This window comes from Saccharopolyspora hirsuta, from assembly GCF_008630535.1.
In the GTDB taxonomy this organism is placed as follows: domain Bacteria; phylum Actinomycetota; class Actinomycetes; order Mycobacteriales; family Pseudonocardiaceae; genus Saccharopolyspora; species Saccharopolyspora hirsuta.
Genome location: NZ_VWPH01000001.1, coordinates 609,685 through 634,240, shown reverse-complemented (window position 1 = coordinate 634,240; position 24,556 = coordinate 609,685). Strand labels below are relative to the sequence as shown.

Genomic DNA, 24,556 nt, shown 5'->3' with positions numbered 1-24,556 from the left:
TGTGACACCCGCCCGATCCGCTCACGACTCTGCGGAAGCAGTGCGCCGGGCCAAGAGCACCTCGGTGAGGGCCACCAGGAGGGCCGCTCCGACGAAGGTGATCGAGACGATCAGGCCGCTGCTGATCGCCGCGTCGAAGCCGCTGGTGCTCAGGACCGCGAAGAACAGGCCCGAGGCCGCCGCCGTGCCCACCGCCGAGCCGATGCGCTGGCCCGTCTGCTGCACTCCCGCCGCCGTTCCGCCGTGGGCCGCGTCGATCTCGCTGAGCGTCACCGTCTGGTTCGGGGAGATCACCAGGCCGCTGCCGATGCCCGCCACCAGCAGGGGTGCCGCCGTCACCGCGCCCGCCATCGGGCCTGGGTGGGTGGCCAGCAGGACGTCCGTGGCCAGCAGGCCGAGCAGCGCCGCCAGCAGGCCGATGATCACCAGGTGGCGGCCCATGCGGTGCACGATCCGGCCGCCCAGCGCGGAGGACACCGCGGAGCCGACGGCGAACGGCGTCAGCGCCAACCCGGCCTGCAGCGCCGAGTAGCCCAGGCCGCGCTGGAAGTACACCGCCAGCACGAAGAAGATGCTGGTGAACCCGGCGAAGTACAGCAGGCCGAGGGTGGCACCGAAGGAGTAGCTGCGGATGCGCAGCAGGCGCAGGTTCACCAGCGGGTGGTTCCCGCGCTTGCGGTACCAGTGCTCCCACACCACGAACGACGCCAGCAGCACCGCCGCGACGATCAGCAGGTACCACGGGGAACCTCCGCGCCCGCCCTCCTGCTCGACCAGTGGGAGCAGCAGGCACAGCAACCCGCCGCCGAGCAGCAGCACTCCCACCAGGTCGAGGCTGCGGCGCGCCTCCCGCACGCGGTCGCGCGGCAGGACGCGCATCCCGTACAGGATCGCCGCCACGCCGATCGGCAGGTTCACGAAGAACACCCAGCGCCAGCCGTGCTCAGCACCGGCCAGCTGGATGATCAGCCCGCCGAGCAGCGGGCCGATCGCGGTGGAGATCCCCACCACCGCACCGAACAGCCCGAATGCCTTCCCGCGCTCGCGGCCGTGGAACAGCTGCTGCATCAGACCGAGCACCTGCGGGTTGAGCAGACCGCCCGCCACGCCCTGCAGCAGGCGGGCCACCACCAGCCACAGCGGGGTCATCGCGAACCCGGCCAGTGCGCTGGCCGCGGTGAACGCCGCCAGGGCCAGCAGGAACATCCGGCTGCGGCCGCGGTCGTCGCCGAGGCGACCGGCGGGCACCAGCACCAGGCCGAAGGTCAGCGCGTAGCCGGAGACCACCCAGGACAGCGCGGCGGCGGGCGCGTCCAGGCCCTGCTGGATGGACGGCAGGGCGACGTTGACGATGCTGACGTCCAGCAGCGTCATGAAACCCGCGATCAGGCAGATCGCCAGCACCCGCCAGCGGGTCGCGGGCGGTTCACCGGTCGGCGCCTTCGACTTGGTCGGGTCCACGGGCTCAGCTCAGCACGTTCGTTCTAGGCTCGCACTACCCGATGCGCCACAGCATTGCGACCGACTGACTTATCAATCACGTCCGCCATCCGGACGACCTCGCCGAGACTTCGCCCAGATGCCGCTGGCTAGGCATAATCAGTCCGGATCGACACCTCGGCCAGCGATCGCAACACGACCCGATCATTGCGATTCTCGCAATGTGCTGTTAGCGTTCCGTGCTGTGCAGGACACGACGGCTGCGTTGCGCCAACGGGTGCGCGACGTGTTGCGCCAGTACCCCGGGAGCCAACGCGCGTTCGCCGAGCAGATCGGGTTGGACCCCACCAAGCTGTCCAAGTCGCTGACCGGCACCAGGCGCTTCACCCCGGCCGAGCTCACCCGCATCGCCGAGCTGACCGGCGTCACGGTGAACTGGCTGATCAACGGCGGCGACGACGTCGAGACGGTGGCCGCCGCACCGCAGCGCACCGCCCGGCCGGTGCGCGACCCCGGCGACCTCCGGGAGGCCAGCCGCTACCAGCAGATCCTCGACGCCGCCTGGCACCTGATCGCCGAGCGCGGCTACCACTCGGTGCGCGTGTCCGACGTGGCCAAGGAGTGCGGCACCAGCGCGGCGACCATCCACTACTACTTCCCCGGCCGCGACGACCTGCTCACCGAGACGCTGCGCTACTCGGTGCGGCAGGCCTTCGACCGGCAGGTCGCCGAGCTGCACGCCATCGAGGACGCCCACGAGCGCCTGCTGCGCCTGGTCGAGCTGCAGCTGCCCACGCCGGGACTGCTGCGCCACGAGTGGTCGATCTGGCTGCAGGTGTGGAACGAGAGCGCGCTCAACCCCGATCTCCAGGTGCTGCACAGCGATTCCTACACGCGCTGGCACGACACCATCGCCCGCACCATCCGGCAGGGCCAGGAGCAGGGCGTGTTCGCCGACACCGACGCCGAGGAGCTGACCGTCACGCTGACCGCGCTGATCGACGGGCTGGGCATCCAGGTGCTCGCCGGCCGCCCCGGCCGGTCCGTGGAGCGGATGCGCAAGGCGCTGCGCGAGTACGTCGAACGCGAGATCGTCCGGCACTGACATCCCCCAGAACCCCACCCGGCACCGCACCGGTGCCCGGGCGCTGGAACCTGCCCACGAGAGGAGAGCCCGATGGCCAACGAAGTGATCGTCACCGCTGCGCTCACCGGCGCCGGTGACACCACCGGCAAGAGCGAGTTCGTCCCGGTGACCCCGGAGCAGATCGCCAAGGACGCGGTCGAGGCCGCCGAGGCCGGGGCGGCCGTGGTGCACATCCACGTCCGCAACGTCGAGACCGGCCAGGGCTCGCGGGACACCGCGCTCTACCGCGAGGTCGTGGAGCGCATCAAGGAGACGGGCGTCGACGTGGTCATCAACCTGACCGCGGGCATGGGCGGCGACCTGGTGATCGACCCCGACGACCCGCTCAAGCCGGTGGACGGCACCGACCTGGTCAACGGCCTGGACCGGCTGCCGCACGTCGAGGAGCTGCTGCCGGACATCTGCACGCTGGACTGCGGTTCGCTGAACTTCGGCGAGGGCAGCCAGCTCTACATCTCCACCCCGGACATGCTGCGGGCCGGTGCCAAGCGGATCCAGGAGCTGGGCGTCAAGCCGGAGCTGGAGATCTTCGACACCGGCAACCTGTGGTTCGCCAAGCAGCTGCTGGCCGAGGGCCTGCTCGACGCCCCGCCGCTGTTCCAGCTGTGCGCGGGCATCCCGTGGGGCGCGCCGCCGGAGCCGGGCCTGCTGCAGGCGATGGTGAACATGCTGCCGGAGGGCGCGAACTGGGCGAGCTTCGCCATCGGCCGCAACCAGCTGCGCTGGGTGGGCCTGACCGCCGCGCTCGGCGGCAACGTGCGCGTCGGCCTGGAGGACAACCTCTACCTGAGCAAGGGCGTCAAGGCCAGCAACGCCCAGCTCGTCGAGCGCGCGGTGACCATCGTCGAGGGCATGGGCATGCCGATCGCCACCCCCGACCAGGCGCGCGAGCAGCTCGGCCTGAAGAAGCGCTGAGCGATTCCGCGCGAAACCGCCCCCGGCTCCGTTCTCCCCGGTCAGAACCCGTGAGTGTTTTGCGGGGCCATAGCACCGCAAAACACTCACGGGCCGCCACCAGCGGAAACGCGAGCGGTCGACGTCGAAAGGGAATTCTGAGTTGAACGAGCACACCCCCTCCCCCGCTTCGGTGCGGCGGGTCGCCTGCATCGGTGCCGGTGTCATCGGCGGTGGCTGGGTCGCGCACTTCCTGGCGCGCGGCTACCAGGTGACCGCCTGGGACCCGGCGCCGGAGTTCGAGGCGAAGCTGCGCCGCCTGGTCGACGCCGCGTGGCCCGCGCTGACCGAGCTCGGCCTGGCCGACGGCGCCTCCCGCGACAACCTCGTCATCGCCGCGACGCTGGAGGACGCCGTCGCCGACGCCGAGTTCGTGCAGGAGAGCGCGCCGGAGGACCTCGCGCTCAAGCGGGACCTGCTGGCCCGCATCGACGCGGCCACCCCGGCGGGCGTGGTGGTCTCCTCGTCTACCTCCGGTTACGGCATGACCGAGATGCAGGTGGACTGCCCGACCCCGCAGCGGCTGGTGGTCGGGCACCCCTTCAACCCGCCGTACCTCATCCCGCTGGTCGAGGTGGTCGGCGGCGAGCGGACCGAGTCCTGGGCCGTGCGGTGGGCCTCGGAGTTCTTCGAGGTCGCCGGCAAGTCGGTGATCACCATGGACCGCGAGGTGCCGGGCTTCATCGCCAACCGGCTGCAGGAGGCGATCTGGCGCGAGGCGCTGCACATGGTCGCCAACGGCGAGGCCACGGTGGAGCAGATCGACGCCTCCATCACCGAGGGGCCGGGCCTGCGCTGGCCGCTGCTCGGCCCGTGCCTGACCTTCCACCTGGCCGGTGGGGAGGGCGGCATGGCGCACATGCTGGACCACTTCGGCCCGTCGCTGAAGTCGCCGTGGACCCGGCTGGAGGCGCCCGAGCTCACCCCCGAGCTGCGCGACGCGATGGTGCAGGGCTGCGAGGAGGCCGCCGACGGCCGCAGCATCGCCGAGCTGGTCGCCGACCGCGACCGCGCGGTGATCGCGGTGATGCGGGCGGTCGACGAGGTGCGGAAGGGCAAGCCGTGACCGGGCTCGCCGAGTTCCGCCAGCCGGTCCGTCCGGAGTGGATCGACTACAACGGCCACCTCAGCGAGGCCTACTACGTGCTGGTCTTCGGGTTCGCCACCGACGCGGTGATGGACCAGGTGGGCCTGGACGAGGCCTACCGCACCAGCACCGGCTGCTCGCTGTACACAGTGGAGGCCCACGTGCGGTACCTGCGGGAGGTCGGGCCGGACGCGGAGCTGGTGATCACCACGCGCGTGGTGGACGCGGGCGCGAAGAAGGTGCGCCTGTGCCACGAGATGTCCGCGGACGGCACCGTCGTGGCCACCGAGGAGATCATGGCGCTGCACGTCGACCAGGCGCAGGGCGGCACCACGCCGTTCCCCGCAGCGGTGGCCGAGCGGCTGGCCGCGCTGGTCGAGCCGCTGCCGGAGTACGCCGGTCGGTCCATCGGCTGACCGCTGGTGCGGGAGGGGCGGTGGTGGTCCTTTGCGACCACCACCGCGCACGACCTCGTGTTCGGGATGACCGAACCGGCTCGGATGGCTACCGTGGCGGGTGTTCCGCCCAGCGACCGACTGGAGGTTCGATGAGCCCCGAGACCCCCGAAGCCGACGCGGTCGAGCAGGCCCGGCAGGCCGAGGAACTGGTCGAGGACGAGGAGTCGGAGCAGGTCGAGGTTCCCCTCGACGCCGATCCGGCCGATCTCGCCGACCAGCACCGCGAGGTTCCGATCGACGACTCCTACGACCACGACTGACCCGCGCCGCTACGCGGTGAACTCCTCCTGATCGGGGAAGACGCGGCCGGGGTTGAGGATGTTGTGCGGGTCCAGGGCGGCCTTGATCGCGCGCTGCGCGCTCAAGGCCGCCTCGTCCAGCTCCTCGCCCAGCCAGCGCCGCTTGAGGTGGCCGACGCCGTGCTCACCGGTGATGGTGCCGCCGAGGTCCAGGCCCAGCTCCATGATCGCGTCGAACGCCTGGTGCGCGCGGACGGTCTCCTTGGCGTCGTCGGAGTCGAACGCGACCACCGGGTGCATGTTGCCGTCGCCCGCGTGCCCGGCGCAGAGCACCTGCACCCGGTACTGCTCGGCGATCCGCCCCAGACCCTCGACCAGGTTCACCAGGTTTCGGCGGGGCACGCACACGTCGTCGACCAGCACCGTCAGGCCGAGCTGCTCGTGGGCGTCGCCGACCAGCCGCCGCGCCTGCATCAGCAGCTCGCCCTCCGCCGGGTCGTCGGCGACGACCACCTCGGAGGCCTGGTTCGCGCGGGCCACCTCCTCGAAGGCCGCCAGCTCGCCCGGCGCCGCGTCACCCCGGTCCGACTGCACCAGCAGCATCCCCGCCATGCCGTCCGGGAAACCCAGGTCGGCGATCTTCTGCACCGCGTTGACCGTGGGCCGGTCCATGAACTCCAGCACCGACGGCCGGTAGCCCTCCCCCAGGTACCCGGCCACCGTGCGCACGGCGTCGGCGATGGTCGGGAAGAACGCGACCGCGGTCAGCGGCTGCGCGGCGGCCGGGCGCAGCGCCACGGTGACCTCGGTGACCACGCCGAGGGTGCCCTCGGAGCCGACGACCAGGTGCGTCAGGTCGTACCCGGCCACGCCCTTGGCGGTGCGGCGACCGGTGCGCATCACCCGCCCGTCGGCCAGCACGACCTCCAGGCCGCGGACGAAGTCGCCGGTCACGCCGTACTTCACGCAGCACATGCCACCGGCGTTGGTGGCCACGTTGCCGCCGATCGTGGAGATGCTGCGCGAACCGGGGTCCGGCGGGTAGAACAGCCCGTGCTCGGCGACCTTCGCCGCGAGCACCCCGTTCACCACGCCGGGCTGGACGACGGCGACCTGCTCCGACACGTCGATGTCGAGGATGCGGTCCATCTTCTCCAGCGACAGCAGGATGCAGCCGTCCAGCGCGTTGGCCGCGCCGGACAGCCCGGAGCGGGCGCCCTGCGGCACCACCGGAACCCGGTTGCGGTGCGCCCACTCCAGCGTCGTCGAAACATCCTCTGTGGACCGCGCGCGGACCAGCACCGCGGGGGTGCCCGCCGGGCAGAACCCGGCGCGGTCCCGGCGGTGGGCCTCCAGCACGTCGACGTCGTCGAAAACGCGGCCCTCGGGCAGCAGGTCGCGCAGGGCGCGCACATCGGCGGTGGTCATCGGGTCAACTCTCCGACCTGGGGTGGGAACGGTCTTGCCGCTAGAACCTAACCCGCCGAACGGCCCCGAAGTCCAGCCCGCGGGATGGACCTGGTCACAGTGCGGGACGGCCGCTAGCCCGGCCAGTGGCCGAAGAGGTCGGCGAAGCCCTCCCGCCAGCTGGGCCACTTCGGGCGCCAGCCCAGGGTTTCGCGGAGGCGGAAGTTCGTCGCGCCGCGCTGCTCGGTCAGCTGGTGGACCGTCAGCCAGTCCAGCTGGGTCCTGGCCTGCTCCAGGGTCAGCGACACCGGAGCCGGGCCGCCCGCCATCCGCGCGTAGGCGGGCAGCCACTCCGTCGCTTCCGCCGGTTCGTTGTCCACCACGTTGTAGGCGCCCGGTTCACCGCCCGCCAGCAGTTCGAGCACCGCTCCGGCCGCGTCCTCGACGTGCGTGAACGAGGTCAGCCCGACCTCGTCGGAGACCACCGGCAGCTCGCTGCCGCACACCCGCGAGTGGATCGCACCGCCCGGCGCGTACTGCGTGCCCGGGCCGTAGAGGGTGCCGTAGCGCAGCGCGACGCCCTCGATGTCCGAACAGGTCAGGACCGCTTCCTCCATCGCCACCTGGGCCCGGACGGCTTCGCCCCAGCAGCCCGGCGCGTCCGTCCACAGTGGTGATTCCTCGTCCAGCACGTCGTGGCCGTGCGGACGGTAGGCAGCGGTCGTGCTCTGCCCGATGATGCGCGTCGCGCCGGCCGCCACCGACGCCGCGACCAGGTTCTTCGACGCCCGCTCGCGCGATCGCGCGGCGCGCCGCTGGCCGTCGGTGAGATCGGTCCGGCCGATCCCGGAGGTCTGGTCCACCACGACATCCGGTGCGACGCGGCGCAGCTCGCGCCGCACCCCGTCGGGATCCAGCAGGTCGGCGACGGCGACGTCGTCCACCGACGTCGGGCAGTCGAGCCGATCAACGCGCCGGACGAGCGCGGTGACGTGGTGACCTCTCTCCCGCAGCAGCGGCAGGAGCGTTCTTCCGACCACGCCGGTCGCACCGGCGACAACCACACGCAGGGGCACTTCGACCTCGCACCGGGTTAGACGTCAGCGGCTGGAAAGCCTACCCCGATGGGATACCCCGGAACGGGTGAAAACCGCGGTCCTCCTAGGCGGCAGACCGGCACCGCGGACGGCCCGGACCTGCCGCCCCCGCGAGGCGGCATCAGAGCACACTCCGATGCGCCGCCGTGCCAGAACGGCACGACCCTTCGTCAGATGGTGCGGATACCCGCGGCCTGCGGGCCCTTCGGGCCCTGGGCGATGTCGAACTCCACCCGCTGGTTCTCCTCCAGCGTGCGGAAACCGGTGGCGTCGATGGCGGAGTAGTGGGCGAAGACGTCGGCGCCGCCGCCGTCGGGGGTGATGAACCCGTAGCCCTTCTCCGCGTTGAACCACTTGACCGTACCGGTAGCCATTCCTTGTTTCTCCTGATTCTGCTGGCCAGGGTCAACACTGCGCAGACCCGCGGTCGCCGAGCTGATCACCCTCGTGCCGGTGCGGCACCACGGCACAAAAAAAGTGCCTGCGTTCTGGCAGGCACTTTCCAGTACTGCTGGGGCCAAAACTGCAACCACCGCAACGCTAGCACTCCGACTGCGGGTTGTCACACCTCGATCGCTGCATGTCAACGCCGCCGTGAGCACCGGTTCACGGGATGCTCAGCAGGCCCTGCCCGCGGGCTTCCGCGGCCAGGTTCTGCTCGGTCCGCTGCTCGGCGAGCAGCAGCGCCGCGGCCCGCGGGGTGAGCCCCTCGGCGTCCCAAGCCGCCAGCAGCGGCGGGATCTTCGCCAGCATCTCCTCCCGCAACACCTGGAACGACAGCACCGGGTCGGCGTCCACCCGTCCCAGCAGCAGCCACCAGGCCCAGGCGACCGCGCCCGCGTTGGCCACGAAGTCCGGGACGACCGGGATGCCGCGCGTGGCCAGCATTTCCTCGGCGTCGGCGGTCACCGGGGTGTTGGCCGCCTCGACGATCACCCTGGCGTTGACCTCCGGGACCTGCGGCGGCTTGATCGCGTAGGACACCGCGGCCGGGATGAGCACGTCGACCTCGGCGCCGAGCACCGCTTCGCGCGGCGCGCGCCGCACGTGCGCGGGCACCTGGCTGCGGTCGATCTCGCCGAACCGGTCGCGGGCGTCCAGCAGCGCCGGGACGTCCAGGCCGTCCGGGTCGTGCAGCGTCCCGGCCGCGTCGGCCATCGCCACCACCTTCAGCCCGGCCTCGTGCAAGTAGTAGGCCGCACCGCCACCCATCGTGCCGACGCCCTGCACCGCGACCGTGGTGTCCTGGGGAGCCCAGCCCTTCGCGTGCACGACGCCGAGGCAGCTCTGCGCGACGCCGTAGCCGCCGACCACGTCGCCGAGCAGCAGCCCGCCCGGCACCGGGGCGTTGAGCCCGGCGCGGACGCGGCGCAGCGTGCGCTCCGCGTCCGGGGCCCGGCGGATCGCGGCGTGGTAGGACTGGTGCAGCCCGACCTCGGCGAACACCTCGTCGATCAGGTGCTGCGGGACCCCGAGGTCCTCGGCGGTCACCCAGTGCGCGTCCAGGTAGGGCCGCATCGCCTGCACGAAGCGGCGCAGGACGCCCTTGGCCTCCGGGTCCTTCGGGTCGCAGTCGATGCCACCCTTCGCCCCGCCGACCGGCAGGTCGAACACGGCGGTCTTGCGCGCCATGCCGCGCGCCAGGTCCTCCACCTCCGACAGGGTGCACCCGGCGCGCATCCGGGTCCCGCCGGTGGCCAGACCGGACACCAGGCTGTGCACCACCAGGTAACCGTTGCGGCCGGTCACCGGGTCCGTCCAGATCACCCGCATCATCGGGTCGCGGTCGACGAGTGCCACGGGCCGAACCTCCTTCCTTCAACGCGTGAACCCGCTGCGGAGAGCCCGCGCGGGGAGTGCAACCAGTGATCGAGAGCTGTCGGCGAGCCGCTTCAACCGCGGTGCTCGCCCATCGGCCGGAATCGGCCGGTCAGTGATGTCGCAGCCAGAGCGAGGAAGAGGACAACCAACGGGCGGGGCGTGGGTTGCGGAAGGACTCGGTTCGCATGGCCCACCTCCCGCATGTCCGCCCGGTTGGCTCGAAGTTAAGGGCGGCCGGATCTGATTGTCAACAATCGACTTCTCGGACAAGGGTTACATCATCGGAACGGGTGCGTGTCCCCCTGTTTCCCAGCTGCCCGAACCGCCTCCGACCAGCACCGAAAGGACCTCCGGACACCAGGCCACACGAACGGGGGATGGGCGGTCCTAAGCTTCCGATCGCGACGGACGCGGGCGCAGCGCGAACCGCGCCGGGACTTGGCCCAAACCACTCCCAAGATCACCGCGCGGCTGGAAGGATGCGGAGCATGAGCCAACCGGGACGACCCCATGACTTGCCGGGATCGCTGGACGAGGCGACGCAGCAGCAGCTGATCCAGGAGATCGGCCGGCTGATCGTGCGCTCCCTGCCCCCTGGCTGGCGTGAGGCCACGGTCGAGTACCGCGCGCTCGGCGACCACCAGGAGCTGGTCGCGCAGCTGATCGCGCCCAACGGCACCGCCGTCCCGCTGGCCGCTCCCCCGGAGGCCGCCGAGCTGTTCACCCGGTTGCGCCGGGGCATGTACCAGCCGGACCGCGGCACCTGGGTGAGCGCGCTGTACCGGCTGGAGCGCCCCGGCAGCTACACCGTCGACTTCAACGGGGACTACGAGCCGAACTGGCGCACCGCTCCCCCGCCCGCCGCCTTCGCCGACGAGCTCAGCCGCTTCCCGCGCCCGGCCGCCGCCACCCCGGCCTGGCTCGCCCCCGGTCCCGCGGCGCAGCTGCGCACCGCCGAGGTCTTCGACGACTCGGGGCGGCCGATCACCGAGCGCCCGGAGCTCGACCCCGCCGAGCTGGAGCCCATCGCGGACTACCTGGAGCGGGCCCCGATCGTGCTGGCCGCGCGCAGCTACGACACCGACCGGCTCGACCCGAACCGCAGCCCGGCGGTGCCGATGACCTTCCACACCGACGGCTCCTGGGTCTGGCCCGGCGCGGTCGGCTACTACCTGCGCCAGCACGGCGTCGCCCCGGAGGCCGACCTGGTGGCGCACATCCGCGGCCGGGGCTTCCGGGTCCCCGAGGTCGCCGAGCCGGTCCGGGAGCAGGCCGTCGCCCTCATCACCGGCGAACAGCGCGCCTGACACCACCCCGGGAGACCGCGATTTCAATGGAAATCGGAGGTCCGATTTCCATTGAAATCGCGGAAGTCTCCGCCGGAGGGCGGAGCTGTCCGCTGCCTCCGGCGTGTCGTGCGCCGGACACACCGCGAGGTCGCAGTTTCAATTGAAACTGCGGTCCGCGCCCGGCCGCAGGCCGGGATTCCGGTGGTCCTCACAATCGACCGGGGTGCGGGTTCGCCGGACCTGACACAATCCCGGTATGCGCGATGTGGTGTTCGCCGGTGGCCCGGTGGCCACAATGGACGCCGCCCGGTCGTTCACCGATGCGGTGGCGGTGCGCGACGGCCGGATCGTCGCCGTCGGCCGGGACGCCGTGCGGGAGCGCTGGTCCGCGCGCACCGAGTTCGTCGACCTGCGCGGCCGGTTGCTGCTGCCGGGGTTCCACGACGCGCACGTGCACCCGGTCTACGGCGGGATCGAGCGGCTCCGCTGCGACCTCACCGACTGCCTCGACGCCGCGCAGTGCCTGCGGCAGGTCGAGGCCTACCAGCGCGCGCACCCGGACGCGGACTGGGTGCTCGGCGGCGGTTGGGACATGGGGCAGTTCCCCGGCGGCGCACCGGACCGCGCCGCGCTGGACACGGTGACCGGGGCGCGCCCGGCGTACCTGCTCAACCGCGACCACCACGGGGCTTGGGTGAACACCGCCGCGCTGCGGCTGGCCGGGGTCGACCGGCACACCCCCGACCCGCCGGACGGCCGGATCGAGCGCGACGCCGACGGCGAACCGTCCGGCACCCTCCACGAAGGAGCCACCCGGCTGGTCGAGGAAGTGCTGCCGCCCACCGGGCCTGAGGAGTACCTCGCCGGACTGCTGGAGGGCCAGCGGCACCTGCACTCCCGCGGCGTGACGTCCTGGCACGACGCGATCGTCGGCCCCTACCTCGGCTACGACGACCTGCTCCCGACCTACCTCGACGCCGACCGGCGCGGGCTGCTGACCGGCAGGGTGCGCGGCGCGCTGTGGTGGGACCGCGGCCGCGGCCGGGAGCAGGTCGAGGAGCTGCGGCACCGGCGGGAGAAGGCGCGCGGGCACCGGTTCCGGGCCGACACCGTGAAGATCATGCAGGACGGCGTGTGCGAGAACTTCACCGCCGCGCTGCTGCTGCCCTACCTCGGCAGCCACGGCAGCGGACTGTCCTTCGTGGACTCCGAGCTGCTCGCCGAGGTGGTGCCGGAGCTGGCCGCCGCCGGGTTCCAGCTGCACTTCCACGCCATCGGCGACCGGGCGGTGCGCGACGTGCTGGACGCGCTGGCCGGGGCGCGCGAGCGGGACCTGCGCCACCAGATCGCGCACGTGCAGGTGGTGCACCCCTCCGACGTCCCGCGCTTCCGGGAACTCGGCGTGGTGGCGACGATCCAGCCCCGGTGGGCGGTCAACGACGCGGCGATGACCGAGCTGACCGCGCCGCGGCTGGGGCACCGCCGGGCCGGTTGGCAGTACCCGTTCCGGTCGCTGCGCGCGGCGGGCGCGGTGCTGGCCGCAGGCAGCGACTGGCCGGTGTCCGAGGCCGATCCGGTGCTGGCGGTGCACGTGGCGGTCAACCGGAGCGAACCGGGCACCGACGACCCGCCGTTCCTGCCCGAGCAGTCGCTCGACCTCGTCGACGCGCTCGCCGCCTACACCGCGGGCAGCGCGTGGGTCAACCACGCCGACCGCGAGACCGGGACCGTCGAGGTCGGCAAGGCCGCCGATCTCGTGGTGCTGGACCGCAACCCGTTCTCCTTGCCGCCGCAGGAGATCTGGCGGTGCGAGGTGGATCTGACCATGGTCGACGGAGGAGTCGTGCACGAGCGGAGGTGACCGAGCGCGACATCGCGCTGGGCCGGGCGGGCGACGCGGATTCCCGATCGTGTGGAAGGGCGTTCGGGGGCATTGGCCGCCGCAGGCGCGGCTGGTTTCGTGCGCAGCGTCGGTGACCATCGCAGAGAGGTGCGCGGACCATGCAGGCCTTCCGACTGCCGGAGTTCTACCTGTCCTACCCGGCGCGGCTGAACCCGAACCTGGAGCGGGCCAGGGAGCACACCAAGACCTGGGCGCGGCGGATGGACATGATCGACGTCCCGCAGCACGGGGTGGCGATCTGGGACGAATCGGATCTCGACCGGCACGACTACGCGCTGTTGTGCGCCTACACGCACCCGGACGCCGACGGCCCCGAACTGGACCTGATCACCGACTGGTACGTGTGGGTGTTCTACTTCGACGACCACTTCGTGGAGCTGTACAAGCGGAACCCGGACCTGGCGGGCGCGCGCGAGCACCTCGACCGGCTGCCCGCGTTCATGCCGGTCGAGGGCCCGATCACCGCGGAGCCGACCAACCCGGTTGAGCGCGGGCTGGCGGACCTGTGGGAGCGCACCGTGCCGTCGATGAGCGCCGACTGGCGGCGGCGGTTCGCCGAGAACACCAAGCACCTGCTGGACGAATCGCTGTGGGAGCTGACCAACATCAGCGAGAACCGGCTGTCCAACCCCATCGAGTACGTCGAGATGCGCCGCAAGGTCGGCGGGGCGCCGTGGTCGGCGAACCTGGTGGAGCACGCCGTCGGCGCCGAGGTGCCCGCCGAGATCGCCGCGACCAGGCCGATGCAGGTGCTGCGCGACACCTTCTCCGACGCGGTGCACCTGCGCAACGACCTGTTCTCCTACGAGCGGGAGGTGCAGGACGAGGGCGAGCTGAGCAACGGCGTGCTGGTCTTCGAGAAGTTCCTCGGCTGCTCCACGCAGGAGGCCGCGGAAGCGGTCAACGACCTGCTGACCTCGCGGCTGCACCAGTTCGAGCACACCGCGCTGACCGAGGTGCCGCAGCTGCTCGACGAGCACGGCATCGACCCGATGGGCAGGCTGGCCGTGCTCGGCTACGTCAAGGGCTTGCAGGACTGGCAGTCCGGCGGCCACGAGTGGCACGTGCAGTCCGGCCGCTACCCCGACGGCGGTGGCGGCAGCGTGCTGGCCGGACCGACCGGGCTGGGCACCTCGGCGGCCCGGATCATCTCCTCGCTGGTCTCGACCGCGCCGCAGCGGATGCGCAGCTACGCGCGGACCCCGTTCCAGCCGGTGGGCCACGTGCCGCGCCGGGAGATCCGGATGCCGTACCCGGTTTCGCTGTCCCCGCACCTGGACCTGGCCCGCGAGCGCAACGTCGAGTGGGCCCGCTCCATCGGCCTGTTCACCGACATCCCGCTGGTGTGGGACGAGCGGATGCTGCGCGCCATCGACCTCCCGCACTGCGCGGCCGGGCTGGACCCGGACGCCACCGCCGAGGAGATCGAGCTGGCCTCGGCGTGGCTGACCTGGGGGACCTACGGCGACGACTACTACCCGCAGGTCTTCGGGCACTCCCGCGACATGGCCGGCGCCAAAGCGCTCACCGCGCGGCTGAAGGAGCTCATGCCGGTCGAGGGCGCCAGCCCCGTCATCCCGGCCAACGCGCTGGAGCGCGGGCTCGCGGACCTGTGGCAGCGCACCGCGGACCCGCTGCCGGTGGACGAGCGCCGGACGTTCCGCGACTCGGTGGAGGTGATGCTGGACAGCTGGCTGTGGGAGCTGGCCAACCAGCACCAGAACCGGATCCCGGACCCGGTCGACTACGTCGAGATGCGCCGCCGCACCTTCGGTTCGGAGCTCACCATGAGCCTCTCGCGGTTCTCGCACGGCGCGACCGTGCCGCCGGAGATCTACCGGACGCGCACCATCCGGGCGATGGAGAACTCGGCGACCGACTTCGCGACGCTGGTCAACGACGTGTACTCCTACCGCAAGGAGATCCAGTACGAAGGCGAGGTGCACAACGCGGTCCTGGTGGTGCAGAACTTCCTGGACTGCGACCTGGACCGGGCGTTCCAGGTGGTGCACGACCTGATGGACGCGCGCCTGCGGCAGTTCGAGCGCACCGTGGACGTCGAGCTGCCCGCCCTGTTCGAGGAGCAGGACCTGGACGCCGAAACCCGCGCGACCCTCACCCGCTACGCCTCGGAGCTGCAGGACTGGATGGCCGGGATCCTCAACTGGCACCGGGAGTGCCGCCGGTACTTCGACACCGAGCTCCGCCACAACGTCCCGCTCGGCATCCCGCTGCCCCGCCCCACCGGCCTCGGCACCTCCGCCGCACGCATCAGCTGGGACCCGGTGGTGGGTTAGGCCTGGTGCGCGGAGACGGGTCAGCTGTCGTGCACCGTCTCCGCGCCGATGCGCTGGACGCCCCGCCGGTCGGTGCTCGTCGAGCCCAGCTGACGACACCGAGCTCAGACCAGTCGGCCGCCCTGCACGACGTGGCGGATGTGCTCGGGGTCGGCGAGCTGGGCGATGTCGGCCAGCGGGTCCCCGTCGACCACCACCAGGTCGGCCAGCGCGCCCACCCGGAGGGTGCCGATCTCGCCGGTCATGCCGAGCAGGTCGGCCGCGGTGCTGGTAGCCGAGCGGATGACCTCCAGCGGCCGCTGGACCTCGCTGCGGATCCGGAACTCCTCGTTCTGGTGGCGGTGCATGCCGCCGAGCAGGTCGCTGCCGTAGACGATCTTGACCCCGGCCCGGTGCGCCATCTCCAGCGCGGCCAGGCCCGCGCCCAGCACCTCGTCGACCTTGCGCCAGCTGTCCTCCGGCAGCCCGAACTCGCGGCCCTCGGTCTTGAGCGCCCAGTAGGTGACCAGGGTCGGCACCAGGAAGGCGTCGTGCTCGAGGAACTCGGGCAGGTTGGACTCGTCGATGAGGTTGCCGTGCTCGATGGACCGGATGCCCGCCTGCAGCGCCCGGCTCACCGAGCGCGCCGTGTAGGCGTGCGCCGCGACGTAGCGGTTGGCGGCGTCGGCCTCCTCCACGACGGCGCGGAGTTCGTCCAGCGAGTACTGGGTGGAGTCGATGCGGTCGGTCGGCGAGGCCACCCCTCCCCCGGCCATCACCTTGATGTGGTGCGCGCCCTTGCGCAGCTCGTCGCGGGCGGCGGCCCGCACCGCGTCCACCCCGTCGGCGATCCGGCCGAGCCCGGCGCAGCACTGGTGGCCGTCGTGCACCCGGGTCCCGCGCGGTCGGCTGTCGCCGTGACCGCCGGTCTGGCTCAGCGCCTTGCCGCAGAAGGCCAGGCGCGGACCGCGGATCAGGCCTTCGGCCTGCGCGTCGGCCAGGCCGAAGTCGGCGCCCGAAGCGTCGCGGACCGTGGTGAAGCCGCGGTCGAGCATCTGCCCCATGATCCGCGCGGCGTGGGCCGTGGCGTAGGAGGGCGACCAGGACGGCAGCGCGCCGAGGTCCGCCGTGGCCGCGGTGACGTGCACGTGCGCGTCGATCAGTCCGGGCAGGACGGCGGCACCGGCCAGGTCCACGGTGCGCGCACCGTCCGGAGCGGTCAGGCCGGGGCCGGACTCGGCGATCCGGCCGTCCACGCACAGCAGATCGCCTTCGGCGTACTCGCCGGTCTCGACGTCGAGCAGCTTGCCGGAGCGCAGCAGCAGTGCGGTCACGAATCCTCCTGGTTGGTGTCGAGGCGCTGGACCAGTTCGGCCAGCGCGGGGACGGCGAGCTCGGCCAGCTCGACGGCGCGGTCGACCTGCGCCGGGCCGTAGGCGTGCTCGGCGTCGAGCAGGGCGAGGGCGCCCAGCGTGATGCCGTCGGGGCCGATCACCGGCACGTTGATCACCGAGCCGCAGCCGAGTTCGGCGATCAGCGCGTGATCGGCGAAGACCTGGCGGACCGATTCGGCGTCGGGCCCGAAGAACGGCTGCTGGCGGTTGATGCAGCGGTCCAGCCAATCCGCGGCGATCTCGACGGACTTCTCGCCGCCCACCGGGTACTGGTCGGGGTGGCTGGTGTGCGCCCGGTGCAGCACGCGCCGTCCGGGAAGCCAGGCCAGCACGGTGAACAGCCGGACGCCGACCTCCCGCCGGACTCTCTCCTCCACAGTGGACAGGTTCATCGGACGACCTCCTTCCGCGAGCCGGGTTCGGTCAGGTCCTCCAAGGACCGCCCCGCGGTGGACAGGCCGAAGACCAGGGTGCAGAGGACGCCGACGGCGAGCACCGCGGTGGTGATGCCGAAAACGCCCGCGAACCCGAGGGAAGCGGCGAAGACGCCGATCACCGACGGCGCGATGATGCTGCCGAACCGGCCGAACGCGCTGGACAGGCCGGTACCGGAGGCGCGGATCCAGGTCGGGAACACCTCGGGGGTGTAGGAGTACACCGCCGCGTAGGTGCCGTTGAGGAAGAACGACAGCACTGCCGCCGAGAAGGTGATCAGCACCGGGTCGGTCATCTGCGACATCCAGAACGCGCTGGCCGCCGCGCCCGCCAGGTACAGGGCGATGGTGTTCTTGCGGTCCAGGTACTCGCCCAGCCAGGCCGCCGAGAAGTACCCCGGCACCTGGGCCAGGTAGATGATGATGGAGAACTCGAAGCTCTTGGTGACCGTGATCCCCTGCTGCACCAGCAGGGTTGGGATCCAGGTGAAGAACCCGTAGTAGGAGAAGGTGATCACGAACCAGATCAGCCAGGTGATCGCGGTGCGCCCGGCCATCCCGCCGCTCCACAGGTACTTCAGCGCGGAGAACAGGCCGATCTTGCGCGCCTCGGCGGGCTTGTCCACCACCGCCTCGGGCACCGGCGGCAGCGGTTGCTTCGTCGCGGCCTGCACCTTGCGCTCCAGGTCGACCACGACCTGCTCGGCTTCGGCGGTGCGGCCGGTGGCCAGCAGGTAGCGCGGGGACTCCGGCAGCGAACGCCGCCACCAGAGCAGCATCAGGATCGGCAGCGCCGTGATCACCTGGGCCCAGCGCCAGCCCTCGGGCAGCGGCTGCACCACGAACCGGCCCAGCAGCGCGGCCCCGACGAAGCCGAAGGAGAAGAACCCGGCCAGCGCACCGACGAACCAGCCGCGCCGGGCGGCCGGGACGAACTCGGCCAGGAACGGCGCGATGATCGCGCTCTCGGCACCGGTGCCGAACCCGGCGAGCACCCGGGCCACCAGGAAGACCTCGTAGTTCGGGGCGACCGCGGCGATGACGGAGAACAGCGCGTAGGCGGCCAGCGCCCACATCATCACCTTGCGGCGGCCGATCCGGTCGCCCAGCAGGCCTGCGCAGGTGGCGCCGAACAGGAAGCCGAACGGGGCGGCCGAGCCGACCAGGCCGAGCTGGGTGTTGGTCAGGCCCCACACCTCCTGCACGCTCGGCATCAGGAAGGCCACCACGGCGGCGTCCATCCCGTCGAAGGTGTAGCCGAGGCCACCGAGCAGCAGCAACAGGTAGTGCGGACGGCTCAGCGGGAGCCGGTCCAGCCTCGCTAGCAGGGACAAGGGGTGCCTCCAGGTCGTCCAGCACCGGATTCGAGTGATGGGCAACATATAGTGCGTATCTCGCCATTTGCAATATCTGTTGCGTTGAATCCCGATTACAGTGTGTATCGGCCAGCGAACACGAGGAAGGACGGCCGATGACCGAGAGCACCACCGCGGAAGCCGATGGCTTCGAGTCCTGGTTGCGCGCCCGCGTACCCGAGCGCGGCCTGCGCCCCAAGGGCGCCGCGGTGCTGGAGGTCCTGCTCACGCAGCCGCGACGGGTGTCCTACAGCTCCGCCGCCGAGGCCGCCGAGCTGGCCGGTGTCAACGTCGCGACGGTGAGCAGGACCGCGCAGACGCTCGGCTTCAGCGGCTGGTCGGACCTGCAGCAGGAGTTGCGCGCGCGATTCCTGTCCTCGCTGAGCGCGCCGGAGGTCGCCGCCGCCCAGCGCACCGAGGGCGACCTGGGCGCCGCCTCGCTTCGGCGAGACCTGGAATCACTGGCCGTGCTCACCCGGCGGCTCGAGGAGTCGCAGATCCGCACCGTCGCCGAGGCGATGGCGCGAGCGCGGCGGATCCTGATCGTGGCCCACGGCAGCTACGTCGCCATCGGCACGGCGCTGGCCCACAACGTCCGGCTCGCCGGGTACGACGCGACCGTCGTGCACGACGCCGACCTGGCCAACGCGGTCTCCCGGATCGGCCCCGACGACGTGCTGGTGGCGATCAGCTTCTGGCGGCTGTACCAGAACACCGTCACCGCAGCCGAAGAGGCGCACGCCCGCGGCGCGCGCGTGTTCGTGCTCTCCGACGCGGCAAGCCCGGCCCTGGTCGCCACGGCGGAGGAAGTGCTGCTGATCCCCGCGGAGGGCGCGGCGTTCTTCCCGTCGCTGACGCCGGGGCTGGCGGTCGCGCAGGCCATCGTCGCGCAGTTGTCCACAGTGGATCCCAAGAGGACCCGCAGGTCGATCGAAGCCGCCGAGGAGCAGTGGTCGCGCTTCGGCCTGATGCACCGCCAACCGCGCCGCGGCTGAACGGGCGGTGCGGCGCGCGAAAGCACGCCGCACCGCGTGCGGATCCAGGGCCGCTCGTCACTCGGCTCGGCGGACCTCGGCCATGGCCGTCCAGTGCGCGAGGTACTTGGCCGCTTCCGCGGCCAGCAGGGCGTCGAGCTCCGCACGGTTGGTGTTCCGGCGCAACCGCAGCGCTTTACCGCGCCGCACGTCGAGGACCACCGGGGTCGCTCCCGGCAGCAGGACCGGCATCAGGTGTTCCAGCACCCGCAGCGCCAGGTTCGCCGAATCCGCTTCGAGCACCGGCTCCTTCAGGTAGGGCAGGACGACCTCGGTGCGCCCGTCCTGGTGGCGCAGCGCCAGCGCGCTGCGCCTGGAGACGGTGACCGAGAGCTCGCCGGAGTCCCAGGCGGCCGACTCCATCGGCACCCCGGTGGCCTTGACCTTGCCCCACCAGCGCTGGAACCCCTCGTGCAGCTGCTGGAAGTGCGGTTGCTGCACCGGGCGCGCCTGCCGGACGGCCTCGGCCACGACTTCCGAGGCGTTCGGCGAGTTCACCGCCCTGCGCAGCGCCGACCGGAACGGTGCGTAGAACGTCCAGGCCATGCTCGTCTCGTCGATGTAGATCTCCCACTGGTTCCGAACGATGCCCGCGCAGCCGCGCGGCGTGCTGCGCGCGTAGTCCAGGAACGAACCGAGACCGATGTGCACACCGTCCACGAGTACCCCTCCGCGGCCGAGGGCAGCATCCAGCGCCACCACGAACCGCACGCCCGGAGCATGACAGTCCACAGTGGTCGCGATGCGCCCGATTCCCCTGCCCGACAACAAGATCTTACCACGTCAGGACACGTTTTAGAACACGCATTCGAGTGATCTCGACACCGAGGCAGCGGACATTTCGGTCATATCGACGCGCTGTGCGATGCCTGCCGACCTCGGCTCGCCGCAGCCGCGGTGCCGGATCAAACCTGTTGCGGCACAACGGCGGCCGCGGCTACGGTGCGTCCTTCGACGAACCCGTCGTCCGACGAGGGGACCCCGGCATGACCAGCAAGCTGACCGAGATCTCGATCGACTGCGCCGATCCCGCCGTGCTCTCGCGGTTCTGGTGCGCGGTCCTCGACTACGTGGTGCAGGACATGGACGACGAAACGATCACGATCGGCTCCCCCGAGGTGCCCGAGGGCAGGATCCGCCGCGGCCCGGTGCCACCGGTGCTGACGTTCGCGCGGGTGCCGGAGGGCAAGGCGGTCAAGAACCGGGTCCACCTGGACATCAACACCACCGACGCGGAGCAGGACGAGGAGGTCCGCCGGCTGCTCGACCTGGGTGCCCGGCACGCCGACGTCGGCCAGACCGGCGACGAGAGCTGGGTGACCCTCGCCGACCCGGAGGGCAACGAGTTCTGCGTCCTCGCGGGCCGCCACCCCTGAGGATCCGGTCAGCTCAGGGCGTCGAAGGCGCTGCGGCCGAGGGCTGCGATGGCGTCGCAGGCCGGGCCGCCCCGGTAGTCGCTGAGCGAGCGCTCGTCGGTGAGCTCGTCGACCAGGACCGCGATCACCGCCCTCGGGCGGTCGGCGCCGATCAGGCCGACGTCGTGGCGCAGGCCGAGGAGTTCGCCCGTCTTGTTCCAGCACGTCGCGCCCGCCGGGAGGCGCGCGGGCAGCCGGTCGCGGACCTGCTGCTCGGCCAGCACGCCCAGCGCGTGCTCGGTCAGGTCCGGCGGCAGCGCCGCTCCCCCGGCCAGGCGGTCGAGCACCCGGGCCTGGTCCAGCGCGGTCGTCTCGTTGCGGCCCGGCTCGTGGTGGTGCATGAGCCGCCGCTCCACGCGGGTGCCGGTGCAGCCCAGATCCGCCGCGCAATCCCGGATCGCGTCGAATCCCACGGCGTCGATGACCGCGTTGGTGGCGGCGTTGTCGCTGATCACGATCATCAGGGTGATCAGGTCGCGCAGCGAGATCCGCTCGATGCTGCGCAGCTGGCGCAGCAGCCCGGCGCCGCCGACGCGCTCCGCGGGCAGGTCCAGCGGGTCGTCCAGCCCGATCCGCCCGGCCTGCACGGCGCGCAGCGCGGTGATCATGACCAGCACCTTGATCGTGCTCGCGGCGGGCACCACCCGCTCAGCGCCGAGCAGCACCGGCTCGCGCTCGGCCAGGTCCCACGCGGCGAACCCGACGCGACCGGGCAGGTCCGCCGCCGCCAGGTCCGCCCGCAACCGCTCCGCAAACCCCAAAACCGCGCTCCCATCGGGTGAAGGCCCGCCTCAGACGAGCACCAGGAACAGCACCGCGAACAGCGCCAAGTTGGCGATCATGATCGCCCAGCCGTTGTACATCATCATCCGCAGGTTGCGGGAGCGCGCCAGCCCCATCTGGCCGATCATGTCCGGACCGGGGAACGGCCCGAACCAGTCGATCTGCGACGACCCCAGCAGCACCGCGGCCCACGCGCCCGGCGGGACCCCCGCGGCGGCCAGCGCAGGGCCGAACAGCTTCTGCAGCAGCACCACCTGCGCCACGGCCGCGCCGGAGATGCCGAGCCACCCCACCAGCAGCACGATCATGCAGAACAACCACGGTCCGACGTCGTCGAGCGCGGGCGCCATCAACCGCTGCATCGCGTCGTAGGCACCGGACTTCTCCAGCAGCTCCAGCATCGGGTTGAGCAGCCAGAACAGCAGGAACAGCCACAGCAGCGGCTGCGCGCCCCGGTACATCGCCTGCAGGGCGGCGTTCGGCGGCATGCGCCCGAGCAGCGCGGTGACGGCGGCGCTGACCGGCATCACGATCAGCACGTAGGTGTAGCTCGCCTGGAACACGATGCCGAGCACCACCAGGACCGCCATGCTGCCGAGGAACCCGACCGTCGCCCGCTTCGCCGCGGTCGGTGCGCTCGCCAGGTCTTCGCCGATCTCGTCCGGGTAGGACTCGGTGCCCTCGGTGCGCCGCTGGATCCAGTGCGACATGCCGAGCCCGGTCAGCCAGACCGCGGCGGCCATCGGGATGCCCGCGTTGAGCAGGTAGTCGCCGTAGCCGATCTGCGCCGCGCCGGTGATGGTGACCACTGGCGGGGTGAACGGTCCGATGACCAGTCCGGCGGCGGTGCCCGCGTGGAACATCGCGGCCACCGACGGCGGGGTCAGCCGCAGCGCGGCGGCGATCGGCAGCACGATCGGCGCCAGCAGCGCGCTCGCGCCGGACAGCGTGCCGAGGGCGGCGGCCAGCAGCGTCGCCGAGGCCATCACGCCGATCCGGAACCGCAACCGGGTGCTGATCCCGATGCCGTGCAGCACGGCCCGGACCGTGGTGGCGGCCGCGCCGGTCTCGGTGACGACCCGGCCGAGGCCGCCGCCGAGCAGGATGATCAGCCCGACGACCGCGATGAACGAGCCCAGCGACTCGCCCATCAGCTCGCCCAGCTCCAGCGGCGCGGTGCCGGTCTGCAGCGCCGCCACGACGAGCGCGCCGACCGTCGCCAGCACCACGTCCACGTCGAGCAGCACCAGGATCGCGTAGACCACGATCGGGGTGAGGCCCCACAGGGTTCCGGCCGTGCCGGTCGCCAGGACCACCGCGGCGGTGATCAGCGCGAGGCCGAAGACGACCGCCGCCGCGCGCGGTTTCCAGGCCGTCATCGGCCGGGCTCGTCGAGCGAGGTGAGGTCGACCGAGCCGCCCGGCATGACCCGCCGGGTGCTGCGGTAGCTGTAGAGCGAGTAGACCAGCAGGCCGAGCAGCAGCCAGCCGCCGAAGCGCAGCCAGGTCTCCGCGGCCAGGAACGACATCAGCCAGGCGGAGAACAGCACGCCGAGGACCGGCACCACCGGCATGCCCGGGCAGCGGAACCCGCGCGGCAGGTCGGGCCTGCGGTAGCGCAGCACCACGACCGCGGCGCAGACCAGCACGAAGGCGAACAGCACGCCGATGTTGGTCAGCTCGGCCGCCTCCTGCACCGGCAGCAGGCCCGCGAGCACGGCCGAGACGATGCCGAGGATCCAGGTCGCGCGGTGCGGCACGCGGCGCACCGGGTGCAGCTCGCCGAACCACTTCGGCATCAGCCCGTCGCGGCTGAGCGCGTACCACAGCCGGGAGGCGCCCATCATGAACGAGAAGCTGACCGTGACGATGCCCAGCACCGCCCCGACCGCGATCACCACGGCCACGCCGGACATCCCGACACCGGCGAACGCGCTGGAGAAACCGCTGTCCGGGTCGACCTGGTCGTAGGGCACCATGCCGGTGAGCACGATGCAGGCGCCGACGTAGAGCACCATCGAGATGACCAGCGACAGCAGCATGGCCTTGGGCAGCAGCTTGCGGGCCTCGACGGATTCCTCCGCGGCGGTGGACAGCGCGTCGTAGCCGAACACCGCGAAGAACACCGTCGCCGCCCCGGTGACCGCACCGCCCCAGCCGAACGGCGCGAACGGCGTCAGGTTCCCGAAGTCCACCTGGGACAGGCCGACCACGACGACCAGCAGCACCACCGCGATCTTGACCACGGTGAGCACCACGTCGACCTTCGCCGAGGTCCTGGTGCCGCGGTTGAGCAGCCAGGCCACGCCGAGGCAGATCAGCATCGCGATCAGGTCCACCCGGTGGCCCTCGCCGGTGCCGGGAGCGCCGAGCATCCACACCGGCAGCTCGACCCCGACGGACTCCAGCAGGAACCCGGCGTAGCCGGACATGCCGATGGACACGGTCGCGACGATGGCGGTGTACTCCAGCAGCAGGTCCCAGCCGATGATCCAGCCGACGACCTCGCCGAGCACCGCGGCGGCGTAGGTGTAGGACGACCCGGCGCGCGGCACCATCCCGGCGAACTCGGCGTAGGCGAAGGCCGCGCACAGCGAAGCGGCCCCGGCGATGAGGAACGACACCAGCACGGCTGGCCCGGCCACGTCCCGCGCCACGGCACCGGCCAGGCTGAAGATCCCGGCGCCGATGATGGCCCCGACGCCGATCATGGTCAGCTGCGGCAACCCCAGCACGCGCAGCATCCGCCGGTCGGTCTGCTCCTCGGGTTTCGGGACGGTGCGGCGGAAGATGCCGTTCGGCCCGGTGCCGAACAGCGACCCACCCGTCGCGGCAGTCTCATCGCGCATGAGTACCTCCCCGCGAGCTGCGCCCGATTGCGCTAGCGATGCGGGGATGCTCGTCCATGGAACCGACCCGGGAAAGACGCCGAAGCGCGCGGATGCCTTCCCCTGAGCCCCAGCAGACCTTCGGCTGGGGCCTCCGTGCTCGTGCGGGCTCTCCCGCGCGAAGTCGCCGGATGCG

The 24,556-nt window shown here is 71.6% G+C and carries 22 protein-coding genes; 10 read left to right on the top strand and 12 right to left on the bottom strand.

Annotation, left to right across the window (positions count from 1 at the left end):
- Positions 1 to 21 precede the first annotated feature (21 nt).
- The gene (locus F1721_RS02800; RefSeq protein ID WP_246154071.1) at positions 22 to 1,461 is read right to left on the bottom strand and encodes an MFS transporter; all 1,440 of its coding nucleotides are present in this window, start codon (positions 1,459 to 1,461) and stop codon (positions 22 to 24) included.
- 223 nt (positions 1,462 to 1,684) lie between these two features.
- On the opposite strand from F1721_RS02800, the gene F1721_RS02795 reads away from it, so the two are divergent.
- The 5 genes from F1721_RS02795 (at position 1,685) to F1721_RS34280 (ending at position 5,346) form a co-directional block, all read left to right on the top strand.
- Positions 1,685 to 2,545 carry a TetR/AcrR family transcriptional regulator gene (locus F1721_RS02795; protein ID WP_150064885.1) on the top strand — a complete coding sequence of 287 codons (861 nt, stop codon included), beginning with the start codon at positions 1,685 to 1,687 and terminating at the stop codon, positions 2,543 to 2,545.
- A gap of 72 nt (positions 2,546 to 2,617) precedes the next feature.
- On the top strand, positions 2,618 to 3,502 hold the full coding sequence (locus F1721_RS02790) for a beta-keto acid cleavage family enzyme (RefSeq protein ID WP_150064884.1): 885 nt from the start codon (positions 2,618 to 2,620) through the stop codon (positions 3,500 to 3,502).
- 142 nt (positions 3,503 to 3,644) lie between these two features.
- On the top strand, positions 3,645 to 4,607 hold the full coding sequence (locus F1721_RS02785) for a 3-hydroxyacyl-CoA dehydrogenase NAD-binding domain-containing protein (protein WP_150064883.1): 963 nt from the start codon (positions 3,645 to 3,647) through the stop codon (positions 4,605 to 4,607).
- Positions 4,604 to 5,044 carry a thioesterase family protein gene (locus F1721_RS02780; protein WP_150064882.1) on the top strand — a complete coding sequence of 147 codons (441 nt, stop codon included), beginning with the start codon at positions 4,604 to 4,606 and terminating at the stop codon, positions 5,042 to 5,044. Before F1721_RS02785 ends, F1721_RS02780 begins: the two co-directional genes overlap by 4 nt.
- A gap of 131 nt (positions 5,045 to 5,175) precedes the next feature.
- The gene (locus tag F1721_RS34280; protein ID WP_170301328.1) at positions 5,176 to 5,346 is read left to right on the top strand and encodes a hypothetical protein; all 171 of its coding nucleotides are present in this window, start codon (positions 5,176 to 5,178) and stop codon (positions 5,344 to 5,346) included.
- A gap of 9 nt (positions 5,347 to 5,355) precedes the next feature.
- Here F1721_RS34280 and F1721_RS02775 read toward each other — a convergent pair whose 3' ends face one another.
- The 4 genes from F1721_RS02775 to F1721_RS02760 all read right to left on the bottom strand — a co-directional run bounded on the left by F1721_RS02775 (position 5,356) and on the right by F1721_RS02760 (position 9,605).
- Complete coding sequence (locus F1721_RS02775; RefSeq protein ID WP_150064881.1) at positions 5,356 to 6,753, bottom strand: FAD-binding oxidoreductase; 1,398 nt, start codon at positions 6,751 to 6,753, stop codon at positions 5,356 to 5,358.
- Positions 6,754 to 6,866: 113 nt separating this feature from the next.
- Positions 6,867 to 7,772: an NAD-dependent epimerase/dehydratase family protein gene (locus tag F1721_RS02770; RefSeq protein ID WP_246154070.1), complete on the bottom strand. Its 906-nt coding sequence runs from the start codon at positions 7,770 to 7,772 to the stop codon at positions 6,867 to 6,869.
- A gap of 227 nt (positions 7,773 to 7,999) precedes the next feature.
- A complete protein-coding gene (locus F1721_RS02765) occupies positions 8,000 to 8,203 on the bottom strand; it encodes a cold-shock protein (protein WP_150064880.1) in 204 nt (67 codons plus the stop codon).
- A 232-nt stretch (positions 8,204 to 8,435) separates the two neighbouring features.
- Complete coding sequence (locus F1721_RS02760; protein WP_170301335.1) at positions 8,436 to 9,605, bottom strand: Glu/Leu/Phe/Val family dehydrogenase; 1,170 nt, start codon at positions 9,603 to 9,605, stop codon at positions 8,436 to 8,438.
- A 533-nt stretch (positions 9,606 to 10,138) separates the two neighbouring features.
- Here F1721_RS02760 and F1721_RS02755 point away from each other — a divergent pair.
- The 3 genes from F1721_RS02755 (at position 10,139) to F1721_RS02745 (ending at position 15,139) form a co-directional block, all read left to right on the top strand.
- The gene (locus F1721_RS02755) at positions 10,139 to 10,957 is read left to right on the top strand and encodes a hypothetical protein (protein ID WP_150064878.1); all 819 of its coding nucleotides are present in this window, start codon (positions 10,139 to 10,141) and stop codon (positions 10,955 to 10,957) included.
- A gap of 238 nt (positions 10,958 to 11,195) precedes the next feature.
- Positions 11,196 to 12,800: an amidohydrolase gene (locus tag F1721_RS02750; RefSeq protein WP_150064877.1), complete on the top strand. Its 1,605-nt coding sequence runs from the start codon at positions 11,196 to 11,198 to the stop codon at positions 12,798 to 12,800.
- A gap of 140 nt (positions 12,801 to 12,940) precedes the next feature.
- Positions 12,941 to 15,139, top strand: coding sequence for a terpene synthase family protein (locus F1721_RS02745; RefSeq protein ID WP_150064876.1), 2,199 nt, complete (start codon positions 12,941 to 12,943; stop codon positions 15,137 to 15,139).
- A gap of 104 nt (positions 15,140 to 15,243) precedes the next feature.
- Here F1721_RS02745 and F1721_RS02740 read toward each other — a convergent pair whose 3' ends face one another.
- From F1721_RS02740 to F1721_RS02730, 3 genes are read right to left on the bottom strand one after another with little or no spacing between them, the layout of a single operon-like run.
- Entirely contained in the window at positions 15,244 to 16,452 is a 1,209-nt protein-coding gene (locus F1721_RS02740) for a metal-dependent hydrolase family protein (protein WP_150064875.1), read from the bottom strand.
- Positions 16,449 to 16,904, bottom strand: coding sequence for a GAF domain-containing protein (locus F1721_RS02735; protein ID WP_150064874.1), 456 nt, complete (start codon positions 16,902 to 16,904; stop codon positions 16,449 to 16,451). The genes F1721_RS02740 and F1721_RS02735 overlap by 4 nt, the downstream gene beginning before the upstream one ends.
- The gene (locus tag F1721_RS02730) at positions 16,901 to 18,280 is read right to left on the bottom strand and encodes an MFS transporter (RefSeq protein ID WP_150064873.1); all 1,380 of its coding nucleotides are present in this window, start codon (positions 18,278 to 18,280) and stop codon (positions 16,901 to 16,903) included. The genes F1721_RS02735 and F1721_RS02730 overlap by 4 nt, the downstream gene beginning before the upstream one ends.
- 137 nt (positions 18,281 to 18,417) lie before the next feature.
- On the opposite strand from F1721_RS02730, the gene F1721_RS02725 reads away from it, so the two are divergent.
- Positions 18,418 to 19,296 (top strand): MurR/RpiR family transcriptional regulator, encoded by an 879-nt coding sequence (locus F1721_RS02725; protein ID WP_150064872.1) that lies wholly within the window; start codon positions 18,418 to 18,420, stop codon positions 19,294 to 19,296.
- 57 nt (positions 19,297 to 19,353) lie between these two features.
- On the opposite strand, the gene F1721_RS02720 is transcribed toward F1721_RS02725, so the two are convergent.
- Positions 19,354 to 20,046 carry a hypothetical protein gene (locus tag F1721_RS02720; RefSeq protein WP_150064871.1) on the bottom strand — a complete coding sequence of 231 codons (693 nt, stop codon included), beginning with the start codon at positions 20,044 to 20,046 and terminating at the stop codon, positions 19,354 to 19,356.
- Between the two features lie 275 nt (positions 20,047 to 20,321).
- On the opposite strand from F1721_RS02720, the gene F1721_RS02715 reads away from it, so the two are divergent.
- Positions 20,322 to 20,711 carry a VOC family protein gene (locus tag F1721_RS02715; RefSeq protein ID WP_150064870.1) on the top strand — a complete coding sequence of 130 codons (390 nt, stop codon included), beginning with the start codon at positions 20,322 to 20,324 and terminating at the stop codon, positions 20,709 to 20,711.
- Positions 20,712 to 20,719: 8 nt separating this feature from the next.
- Here F1721_RS02715 and F1721_RS02710 read toward each other — a convergent pair whose 3' ends face one another.
- Genes F1721_RS02710 through F1721_RS02700 form a run of 3 tightly spaced genes read right to left on the bottom strand, consistent with a single transcriptional unit; the run spans position 20,720 to position 24,381 of the window.
- Positions 20,720 to 21,511 carry a serine hydrolase gene (locus F1721_RS02710; RefSeq protein ID WP_150064869.1) on the bottom strand — a complete coding sequence of 264 codons (792 nt, stop codon included), beginning with the start codon at positions 21,509 to 21,511 and terminating at the stop codon, positions 20,720 to 20,722.
- Between the two features lie 30 nt (positions 21,512 to 21,541).
- Positions 21,542 to 22,912 carry an SLC13 family permease gene (locus F1721_RS02705; RefSeq protein WP_211840289.1) on the bottom strand — a complete coding sequence of 457 codons (1,371 nt, stop codon included), beginning with the start codon at positions 22,910 to 22,912 and terminating at the stop codon, positions 21,542 to 21,544.
- Positions 22,909 to 24,381: an amino acid permease gene (locus F1721_RS02700; protein WP_150064868.1), complete on the bottom strand. Its 1,473-nt coding sequence runs from the start codon at positions 24,379 to 24,381 to the stop codon at positions 22,909 to 22,911. Before F1721_RS02700 ends, F1721_RS02705 begins: the two co-directional genes overlap by 4 nt.
- Positions 24,382 to 24,556: the final 175 nt, after the last annotated feature.